Raw genomic sequence first — 9,816 nt, forward strand, 5'->3', positions numbered from 1 at the left:
TCCGCAGCTGCTGGTCGTCGACGGCGGTGCGCCACAGGTCGCGGCTGCCGCACGCGCCCTCGAGGATGCCGGGCACGCCGAGATCGCACTGTGCGGCATCGCCAAGCGCTTGGAGGAGATCTGGCTGCCGGGGGAGGACTTCCCGGTGATCCTTCCCCGCACCTCCGAGGCCCTCTACCTGATCCAGCGCCTGCGCGACGAAGCGCACCGCTTCGCGATCACCCATCAACGAAAGCGCCGCAAGCGCGACATCTCCACCGTGCTGGGTGAGGTCCCGGGGCTCGGTGATGCACGGATCAAGGCCCTGCTACGGCACTTCGGCTCCGTCGCCGCGCTCAGCAATGCGTCCGCGGACGAGATGACGGCGCTGCCCGGAATCGGCCCCAAACTGGCGGCCGCGATCGAGCAGCGCCTCGCAAATCGCTAGGCTGTGGTCATCCGCACCGGCTTTCGAACACCCAGGGAGAGCACGTGACCGACGAGCAGCGCGCCGGCGAGGTGCTCATCGTCACGGGGATGTCGGGAGCGGGGCGCACCACGGCAGCCAACGCCCTCGAGGACCTCGGCTGGTACGTCGTCGACAATCTGCCGCCGCAGATGCTCGGACATCTCCTCGAACTCACCGAGATGGCCGGGGGAGCGCTTCCCAAGCTCGCCGCAGTCGTCGATGTCCGCGGCCGCGCTCTCTTTCAGGCGCTGCCGGCGGTCACCAATGCGCTGCGGGCGGGACGCCAGCTGCGCGTGCTGTTCCTCGACGCCGGAGACGATGTGCTCGTGCGACGGTTCGAGTCTGTGAGGCGGCCGCATCCGTTGCAGGGCGAGGGCACGATCCTCGATGGCATCCTGCGCGAGCGCGATCGCCTCCGGGTGATCCGCGAGAGCGCCGACGTCATCATCGACACGAGTGAGATGAACATCCATCAGCTCGCCTCGCGCGTCGTCGACCTCTTCAGCGACGCGGGAGAGGCGCGCCACACCCTCACGGTGATGAGCTTCGGCTTCAAATACGGTCTGCCGACCGACGTCGATCTCGTCGCCGACATGCGTTTTCTGCCGAACCCGTATTGGATCCCCGAGTTGAAGGGACACACGGGTGAAGAAGAACCCGTGCGCGACTTCGTCCTCGCTCAAGAGGGCGCGCGCGAGTTCATCGACGCATATGCGAGCGCGCTGCATCCCGTGCTCGCCGGCTATCAGCGCGAGAACAAGCGCCACTCCGTGCTTGCGGTGGGCTGCACCGGAGGCAAGCATCGTTCGGTCGTGACGGCGGTGGAGCTCGCCGACAGGCTCGCACAGGTTCCCGGGGTCGCCGTTCGGGTGAAGCATCGCGACCTCGGTCGCGAGTAGGCTGTTCCTTTGTCCCGCACCCCCGAACGAAGGATCGCTGTGTCGCCAACCGTTGACGTGAAGTCAGAGCTGGCCGCGGTGCGCGACCCTCGTCCCACGGCGCGGGTGGCCGAACTCACCGCCATCCTCCGCTTCTCCGGTGGATTGCACTCGATCGCCGGGCGCGTCGCCGTCGAGGCCGAACTGGAGACCGACCCGCTTGCGCGTCGTGTCGCCCGCGACATCATGGAGATCTACGGGGTGCGCCCGGAGCTGCACCGCGTCCAGGCGTCCGGCGGACGCGCCGGCGGCCACTTCGCCGTCCGCGTCATCGAAGGCGGCGAGACGCTCGCGCGTCAGACCGGTCTGCTCGATGCGCGTCGCCGTCCGGTGCGTGGGCTCCCGAACAAGCTCACCACCGGCGCCCGCCACGATCTCGCCGCGGTCTGGCGGGGTGCGTTCCTTGCGAGCGGTACGCTGTCCGACCCCGGTCGGTCGGCGGCGCTGGAGATCTCCTGCCCGTCCGGCGAGGCGGCCATGGCGCTTGTGGGCGCCGGCCATCGGATCGGCATCGCAGCCAAGGCCCGCGAGGTGCGCGGGGTGCCCCGGGTCGTCGTTCGCGATGGCGAGGCCATCCGCGTCGCCCTCGCCGAGATGGGTGCGGTGCGCACGGCTCAGGCCTGGGAGGAGATGCGGCAGCGTCGTGAGGTGCGCGCCGGCGTCAACCGCCTCGTCAACTTCGACGACGCCAACCTGCGTCGCTCGGCCCAGGCGGCCGTCGCGGCATGCGCGCGCGTCGAACGCGCCCTGGAGATCCTCGGCGAGGAGGTTCCCGATCACCTGCGCGAAGCGGGCGAACTGCGCCTCTCGCACCGCGACGCCAGCCTCGACGAGCTCGGCCACCACGCCGATCCGCCGCTGACCAAGGATGCCGTCGCCGGCCGCATCCGACGGCTGCTCGCGATGGCCGACAAGAAGGCCGTCGCCGACGGCATCCCCGGCACCGACGCGGCGGTACCGGAGGGTCTCGAGGACTGAGGTCGTCGGAGGCGCTTACATCTCGTTCTCAGAGGGAACAACCCCCTCGCCCTCGCGTTGCACCTCAATAGGATGGCAATGTCCCATCGCCGCAGCGCAGTTGCGGCGCCGACGACAGGAAGAAGAGAACATGGCGATCTACACGCTGCCCGACCTCCCCTACGACTTCGCAGCTCTTGAGCCGCACATCAGTGGCAAGATCATGGAGCTTCACCACGACAAGCACCACCAGGCGTACATGACCGGCGCGAACACCGCGCTCGAGCAGCTCGCCGAGGCCCGCGAGAGCGGCAACCTCGCCAATGTCAACAAGCTCGAGAAGGACCTCGCCTTCAACCTCGGCGGGCACGTCAACCACTCGATCTTCTGGACCAACCTCGCGCCGGCCACCGACGGCGGCGGCGGACAGCCCGAGGGCGAGCTGAAGGCGGCCATCGACGAGTTCTTCGGCGGCTTCGACAAGTTCCAGGCGCACTTCACGGCTGCCGCGACCGGCATCCAGGGCTCGGGCTGGGCCGTGCTGAGCTGGGACCCGATCGGCGAGCAGCTCATCATCCAGCAGCTGTTCGACCAGCAGTCGAACACCGCTCAGGGCACCGTTCCCATCTTCCAGCTCGACATGTGGGAGCACGCCTTCTACCTGGACTACCTCAACGTCAAGGCCGACTACGTCAAGGCCGTCTGGAACATCGCCAACTGGGGCAACGTCGCCGAGCGCTTTTCGACGGCGCGCGAGAAGACGGCCGGACTGCTCAAGTAGTAGTCTCAAGACCAGGTGAGGATGCCGGGTCCCTCCCGGCGACGGGCGGTGACCCGGCATCCTTTTTCCTTCACACACCAAGTTCGCGAGTGGCGCGTCGAAACGTCGTCGCCGTCGCGACATGAACCGGGAGACAACGTGTCTGTCAAGATCGGAATCAACGGCTTCGGCCGTATCGGCCGCAACTTCCTCCGTGCCGCGCTGGAGCAGGGAGCTGACCTCGACATCGTGGCGGTGAACGACCTCACCGACAACAAGACCCTCGCCCACCTGCTCAAGTACGACTCCGTCGGCGGCCGCCTCGACGCCGAGGTCTCGTACGATGCTGACTCCATCACCGTCAACGGCAAGGCCATCAAGGTCTTCGAAGAGCGCGACCCGGCGAACCTCCCGTGGGGCGAGCTCGGCGTCGACATCGTCATCGAGTCGACCGGTCGCTTCACCAAGGCCGTCGACGCGAAGAAGCACATCGAAGGCGGTGCGAAGAAGGTCATCATCTCCGCTCCCGGCACCGACGTCGACGGCACCTTCGTCATGGGTGTCAACGACGGCGACTACGACTCGGCGACGATGAACATCATCTCCAACGCCTCCTGCACCACGAACTGCCTCGCGCCCCTCGCCAAGGTCTTCAACGACAACTTCGGCATCGAGCGCGGGTTCATGATGACGGCGCACGCCTACACGGCCGACCAGAACCTGCAGGACGGCCCGCACAGCGACCTGCACCGCGCCCGTGCCGCCGCGATCAACATCGTCCCGGCTTCGACCGGTGCGGCCAAGGCCATCGGCCTCGTCCTGCCCGAGCTCAACGGCAAGCTGAGCGGCTCGTCGTACCGCGTGCCGGTTCCCACCGGCTCGATCGTCGACCTTACGATCATCACCCCGACCGAGGGCCTCACGGCCGAGGTCATCAACGCGGCGTACAAGAAGGCTGCGGCGGAGGGTGAGCTCGTCGGCTACCTCAAATACAACGAGGACGCCATCGTCTCCAGCGACATCCAGCTCGACCCCCACTCGTCGGTCTTCGACGCGGGTCAGACGAACGTCTCCGGCAACCTCGTGAAGGTGTCGTCCTGGTACGACAACGAGTGGGGCTCCTCGAACCGCCTCGTCGACCTCACCGAGCTCGTCGCCGACAAGCTCTGAGGCTTCACCATGGCTTTGCGCACCCTTGCATCCCTCGGGTCGCTGGCCGGTAAGCGTGTCATCGTCCGTGTTGACTTCAACGTCCCTCTGAAGGACGGCGTCATCACGGACGATGGCCGTATCCGGGCGGCTCTTCCGACCCTCAACGAGCTCATCAACCAGGGCGCGCGCGTCATCGCGTGCTCCCACCTCGGACGCCCGGACGGCGCGCCCGACCCCAAGTACAGCCTCGAGCCGGTCGCTCAGCGCCTCTCCGAGCTGCTCGGCAAGCCCGTCGTCTTCGCCCGCGACACGGTGGGGGAGTCCGCGCAGGAGGCCGTCGCGGCCCTCGAGGACGGCGATGTGACCGTCATCGAGAACCTGCGCTTCAACCCCGGTGAGACCGCGAAGGACGACGCCGAGCGTCGCGCCTTCGCGGAGCAGCTCGCCGCCCTCGGCGACGTCCTCGTCTCCGATGGTTTCGGTGTCGTGCATCGCAAGCAGGCGTCGGTCTACGACCTCGCCGAGCTGGTGCCGTCGGCCGCGGGATATCTGATCGAGAAGGAGGTCGACGTGCTCGACCGCCTCACGGAGAACCCCGAGCGTCCCTACGCCGTGGTCCTCGGCGGGTCGAAGGTGAGCGACAAGCTGGGTGTCATCGCCCATCTGCTGCCTCGCGCGGACAAGATCCTCGTCGGCGGCGGCATGCTCTTCACCTTCCTGGCGGCTCAGGGCCACCCGGTGGGCAAGAGCCTCCTCGAGACCGATCAGATCGAGACCGTCAAGGGCTACATCGCGGATGCCGCGGCGCGCGGCGTCGAGCTGATCCTCCCGGTCGACGCGGTCATGGCATCCGGCTTCGCCGCCGATGCCGATCACGTCGTCGCCGCCGCCGACGCGCTCGAGGACACCCCCTTCGGCGCCGACGGCATGGGTCTGGACATCGGTCCGCGTACGGCGGAGATCTTCGCCGACGCGATCCGCGGCGCGAAGACGGTGTTCTGGAACGGCCCGATGGGTGTGTTCGAGATGCCGGCCTTCGCGGCCGGGACGAAGACGGTCGCGCAGGCGCTCACCGAGGTCGACGGTCTGTCGGTCGTCGGTGGCGGTGACTCGGCGGCAGCCGTTCGTCAGCTCGGTTTCGCGGACGACCAGTTCGGTCACATCTCGACCGGTGGTGGCGCGAGCCTGGAGTTCCTGGAGGGCAAGAAGCTCCCCGGGCTGGAGAGCCTGGGATGGGAGGCCTGATGTCGCGCACACCGCTCATCGCTGGCAACTGGAAGATGAACCTCGACCACCTGCAGGCGGTCGCCTTCGTGCAGAAGCTGCACTGGACGCTCAAGGATGCCGGGCACGACGAGGGCTCGGTCGAGGTGGCCGTCTTCCCGCCGTTCACCGATCTGCGCACCGTCCAGACGCTGCTGGACGCCGACAAGATCCCCTTCGCGCTGGGCGCGCAGGACCTGTCGACGCACGACAGCGGCGCGTACACGGGCGAGGTCTCGGGAGCCTTCCTGAGCAAGCTCGCCTGCCGGTACGTGATCATCGGTCACTCCGAGCGTCGCGAGTACCACCACGAGTCCGACGCGATCGTCGCCGAGAAGGTTCAGGCGGCGCTGCGGCACGGCCTGGTCCCGGTGATCTGCGTGGGTGAGACGCTCGAGCAGCGTGAGCAGTCGGGGCCCACGGCGGTCTCGGTCGCTCAGCTGCAGGCGGCTCTGGCCGGAGTCGCAGCCGACGCGGACATCGTGGTCGCCTACGAGCCCGTCTGGGCCATCGGCACCGGTCAGGTGGCGTCGCCCGAACAGGCTCAGGAGGTGTGCACGGCGCTGCGCCAGGTGCTCTCCGAGACTCTCGGTGCGGATGCCGCGGCGCGTACCCGTGTGCTCTACGGCGGTTCGGTGAAGTCGGGCAACATCGCCAGCTTCATGCGTGAGCCCGATGTCGACGGCGCGCTCGTCGGCGGCGCGAGCCTGGTGGCCGACGAGTTCGCCGCCATCATCCGCTACCAGAAGCACGTCGGCGTCTGACACGCTGCGGTTCCGCGCGCGTCGGCCTGCGTTTCGACTCGCTTCGCTCGCTCAACGACCGGGATCCAAGGCCCGGTCGTTGAGCGGCACCGCGGGTGCGAGCCGAAACGTCGGTATACTCGACCTTTGTGCGCTCGATGACGCGGGCGCCGCGAAAGGCATTTTCGACTGTGGACATCCTCGAGTTCGTACTGCAGGTGGTGCTGGGCATCACCAGCCTCCTGCTGACCCTCCTGATCCTCCTGCACAAGGGGCGCGGTGGCGGTCTGTCCGACATGTTCGGCGGCGGCATGAGTTCAGCGCTCGGATCGTCGGGTCTCGCGGAGCGCAACCTCAACCGTTTCACGGTCGTCCTCGCACTCGTCTGGTTCGTCGCGATCGTCGCGCTCGGACTCATCACCAAGTTTCAGGGGCTTTGATGGCAACCGGCGGAAACGCGATTCGCGGCACCCGAGTGGGTGCCGGACCCATGGGCGAGCAGGACCACGGCCATCACGCCGACCGCATCGCCGTGTCGTACTGGGACGCTCTGGGAAACGAGACCGTCCGCTACTTCGCCGCGGGAATCGCGGAGGAGGAGATCCCCGACGTCATCGATTCTCCGCACTCGGGACTGCCGGCGGGACGCGACAAGGACAATCCCCCCGCGCTCGCGAAGACCGAGCCCTACAAGACGCATCTGGCTTATGTGAAGGAGCGTCGCACCGACGAAGAGGCCGATGCCCTTCTCGATGACGCCCTGCACCAGCTGCGGGAACGCCGCGGCCAAGCCTGACCTTCCGGCCTCACAACCGACGAAGAAGCCCTCGTGCGACGAACGATCGTTGCGTACGAGGGCTTCTGACGTGATATCGGCGTCGATCAGAAGTCTTGGTCGATGAGCTCCGCCGGCACGTTCGCCGCGGCGGCCTCGTCGACGAAGAACATCGTCTTCTTGCGGCCCTTTGCGCCTGCGGCCGGCACCGTCTCATAGCTGGCGCCGGCCAGGGCCAGGCCGAGGGCGGCGGCCTTGTCGGTACCAGAGACGACGAGCCAGACGCAGCGCGCCGAGTTGATCACCGGGCGGGTCATCGTGACGCGCACGGGGGGCGGCTTCGGGGCGTCACGAACGGCGACCACCGTACGGTCCGTCAGCTGGATCTCGACCCGATCGGGGAAGAGCGACGCGACGTGTCCATCGGAGCCGACGCCGAGGAAGCAGACGTAGAACTCCGGCCACGCCTGCTCCGGCGTGCCGAAGCGCGACAGCTCGTCGGCGTACGCGGCCGCGGCGGCATCCGGATCGGCGGCGACGTCACTGGCCGCGATCGCGTGGATGTTGCTCGCCGGCAGCGCGACCCGGTCCAAGAGCGCGGCGCGGGCGGCGCTGTCGTGGCGATCGACGTCGTCCGGCGTCGTGAACACCTCGTCGCCCCACCAGATGTGCACGAGCGACCAGTCGATGTCGGCACGTCGAGGGCTGTCGCCGGCGGCGCGTAGCACCGCAGTGCCGATCTGGCCGCCCGCCAGAGCGATGTGGGTCGTCTTGCCTGCGGCCGATCGACGGGCGAGACGGGACAGCAGGCGTTCGGCGACCGCCGCCGCCAGCGTCGGCGCGTCGGGGCTGATCACGACGCGCTTCTCGGTCCACATCTGCGCCATCGGAACTCCTAGGACTCGCTCGTGGTCGCCGGGCCGAGAAGCTCCCAGCCCTCCGTGATCACTCGACCATACAGGAGGTCCGGATCGAGCCTGCGCAGCTCCTCCGCGAGGCATTCGCGCAGTGTCCGGCGGGGGAGGACGATGTCGTGCGACGGCTGTCCGGGCTGCGTGAGCGTGGCGTCGATGTCGTTCGTCCGCTCGAGCACGATGTCGCCGCTCGCACGCGTCAGCCGCACCTTCTGGATGCCGTGCTCCCATTCCTCCGGGGGCGAGTAGCGCCAGGTGACCGGCACGTCGAGCTTGAGTCGCAGCCATGCGGCGAGCAGACCGGTCGAGGGCGAGCTGCCGGCTCCGACCACCTCGACGCTCGTCACCGGCTCGTAGGGCGGCTGGTCGAGCACCGCCGCCAACTGCTCGCGCCAGTGCGTCAGGCGTGTCCACGCGAGGTCGGTGTCGCCGGGCTCGTACGACGGCCCGAGACGCGAGAGGCGATCCTTGGCGTAGGGCTTCGTCGACGCGTCGGTGATGCGGCGCTGGGCCATGCGTCCGATGTCGGATGCCGCGGGCTCGACGGGCGGGAAGTCCGGCCACCACGCGATGACGGGCGCATCCGGCAGCAGGAGCCCCGTCACGAGGCCCTCCTGGTTGCTCGCGACATCGCCCTGCGCGCGCAGCACCACGACTTCGCTGGCGCCGGCGTCGCCACCGACGCGGATCTGGGCGTCGAGCTTGGCGTCGCCGTCGGGGTTCGCGATCAGCACGATGACGCGCATCGGGTGCTCGCGCGAGGCGTCGTTGGCGGCCTCGATCGCCTCTTCGTGCAGGCCGTGGGTCGTAACGATCACCAGGGTGAGCACGCGTCCGAGGGCGACGGCGCCACCCTCCTCGCGCACGCTCACGAGCGAACGCGCGATCTTCGACACCGTGGTGTCGGGCAGGTCGACGATCATGGACGCCTCCAGACGCGGCCGTCGCGGGCCAGGAGTTCATCGGCTGAGGGAGGGCCCCACGAGCCGGGAGAGTATTGTTCGAGCGGTCCGCCCTCGGAGCTCCAGAACTCCTCGACGGGGTCGAGGATCTTCCACGAGAGCTCGACCTCTTCGTGACGGGGGAACAGCGGCGGGTCGCCCAGCAGCACGTCGAGGATGAGGCGTTCGTACGCCTCGGGGCTGGACTCGGTGAATGCGTGGCCGTAGCCGAAGTCCATCGTGACGTCGCGGACTTCGTTGCCTGCACCGGGTACCTTCGAGCCGAACCGGATCGTCACTCCTTCGTCCGGCTGCACGCGGATCACGAGCGCGTTCTGTCCGAGCTCGAGCGTCTGATTGCGCTGGAACAGCAGCTGCGGCGCACGCTTGAAGACGACGGCGATCTCCGTCACCCGCCGCCCCAAGCGCTTGCCCGTGCGCAAGTAGAAGGGCACCCCCGCCCAGCGGCGGGTCGCGATCTCGAGCTTCACGGCCGCGTACGTCTCGGTCGTCGAGTCCGGGTTCATCCCGTCCTCTTCGAGGAAGCCGGTGACCTTCTCGCCACCCTGCCAGCCGCCACCGTACTGACCTCGTGCCGTGGCCGTGGACAGATCATCGGGCAGGCGCACCGCCGCGAGCACCTTCTCCTTCTCCGCGCGCAGATCCTTCGCGTCCATCGAGATGGGCTCCTCCATCGCGGTCAGTGCGAGCAGCTGGAGAAGGTGGTTCTGGATGACGTCGCGTGCCGCGCCGATACCGTCGTAATAGCCCGCGCGGCCTCCGACGCCGATGTCCTCGGCCATCGTGATCTGCACGTGGTCGACGTAATTGGCGTTCCACAGCGGCTCGTACAGCTCGTTCGCGAAGCGCAGCGCGAGGATGTTCTGCACCGTCTCCTTACCGAGGTAGTGGTCGATGCGGAAGA

General features: G+C 68.1%; 12 protein-coding genes. 9 read left to right on the forward strand and 3 right to left on the reverse strand.

The genetic code is table 11. From position 1 onward, the window contains the following. The 9 genes from BGN98_RS06055 to BGN98_RS06095 all read left to right on the forward strand — a co-directional run. Positions 1-427 (forward strand): helix-hairpin-helix domain-containing protein (locus tag BGN98_RS06055; protein WP_288120230.1); only part of this gene is annotated, 427 nt, incomplete at its 5' end. Positions 428-471: 44 nt separating this feature from the next. Continuing rightward, positions 472-1,347, forward strand: coding sequence for an RNase adapter RapZ (gene rapZ, locus BGN98_RS06060; RefSeq protein WP_061681598.1), 876 nt, complete (start codon positions 472-474; stop codon positions 1,345-1,347). A 39-nt stretch (positions 1,348-1,386) separates the two neighbouring features. Continuing rightward, positions 1,387-2,364, forward strand: coding sequence for a DNA-binding protein WhiA (whiA, locus tag BGN98_RS06065; protein WP_036287924.1), 978 nt, complete (start codon positions 1,387-1,389; stop codon positions 2,362-2,364). A gap of 130 nt (positions 2,365-2,494) precedes the next feature. Further along, a complete protein-coding gene (locus tag BGN98_RS06070) occupies positions 2,495-3,124 on the forward strand; it encodes a superoxide dismutase (RefSeq protein ID WP_061681596.1) in 630 nt (209 codons plus the stop codon). Between the two features lie 138 nt (positions 3,125-3,262). Continuing rightward, positions 3,263-4,273, forward strand: coding sequence for a type I glyceraldehyde-3-phosphate dehydrogenase (gene gap / locus BGN98_RS06075; RefSeq protein ID WP_288120234.1), 1,011 nt, complete (start codon positions 3,263-3,265; stop codon positions 4,271-4,273). Between the two features lie 9 nt (positions 4,274-4,282). Beyond that, complete coding sequence (locus BGN98_RS06080; protein WP_288120236.1) at positions 4,283-5,500, forward strand: phosphoglycerate kinase; 1,218 nt, start codon at positions 4,283-4,285, stop codon at positions 5,498-5,500. Next, complete coding sequence (gene tpiA, locus BGN98_RS06085; protein ID WP_081768002.1) at positions 5,500-6,282, forward strand: triose-phosphate isomerase; 783 nt, start codon at positions 5,500-5,502, stop codon at positions 6,280-6,282. The genes BGN98_RS06080 and tpiA overlap by 1 nt, the downstream gene beginning before the upstream one ends. Before the next feature lie 170 nt (positions 6,283-6,452). Continuing rightward, the gene (gene secG / locus BGN98_RS06090; protein WP_036283588.1) at positions 6,453-6,701 is read left to right on the forward strand and encodes a preprotein translocase subunit SecG; all 249 of its coding nucleotides are present in this window, start codon (positions 6,453-6,455) and stop codon (positions 6,699-6,701) included. Continuing rightward, on the forward strand, positions 6,701-7,057 hold the full coding sequence (locus BGN98_RS06095) for an RNA polymerase-binding protein RbpA (RefSeq protein ID WP_061681590.1): 357 nt from the start codon (positions 6,701-6,703) through the stop codon (positions 7,055-7,057). The genes secG and BGN98_RS06095 overlap by 1 nt, the downstream gene beginning before the upstream one ends. An 86-nt stretch (positions 7,058-7,143) precedes the next feature. Here the strand turns inward: BGN98_RS06095 and pgl are convergent, their stop codons facing one another. The 3 genes from pgl to zwf all read right to left on the reverse strand — a co-directional run. Continuing rightward, positions 7,144-7,923: a 6-phosphogluconolactonase gene (pgl, locus tag BGN98_RS06100; protein WP_061681588.1), complete on the reverse strand. Its 780-nt coding sequence runs from the start codon at positions 7,921-7,923 to the stop codon at positions 7,144-7,146. Positions 7,924-7,931: 8 nt separating this feature from the next. Continuing rightward, positions 7,932-8,873: a glucose-6-phosphate dehydrogenase assembly protein OpcA gene (locus BGN98_RS06105; RefSeq protein ID WP_061681580.1), complete on the reverse strand. Its 942-nt coding sequence runs from the start codon at positions 8,871-8,873 to the stop codon at positions 7,932-7,934. Beyond that, positions 8,870-9,816: glucose-6-phosphate dehydrogenase (gene zwf / locus BGN98_RS06110; protein ID WP_288120241.1), on the reverse strand; the 947-nt coding region annotated here is incomplete at its 5' end. The genes BGN98_RS06105 and zwf, both read right to left, overlap by 4 nt.

The organism is Microbacterium sp. 69-7, from assembly GCF_001897985.1.
Classification (GTDB): domain Bacteria; phylum Actinomycetota; class Actinomycetes; order Actinomycetales; family Microbacteriaceae; genus Microbacterium; species Microbacterium laevaniformans.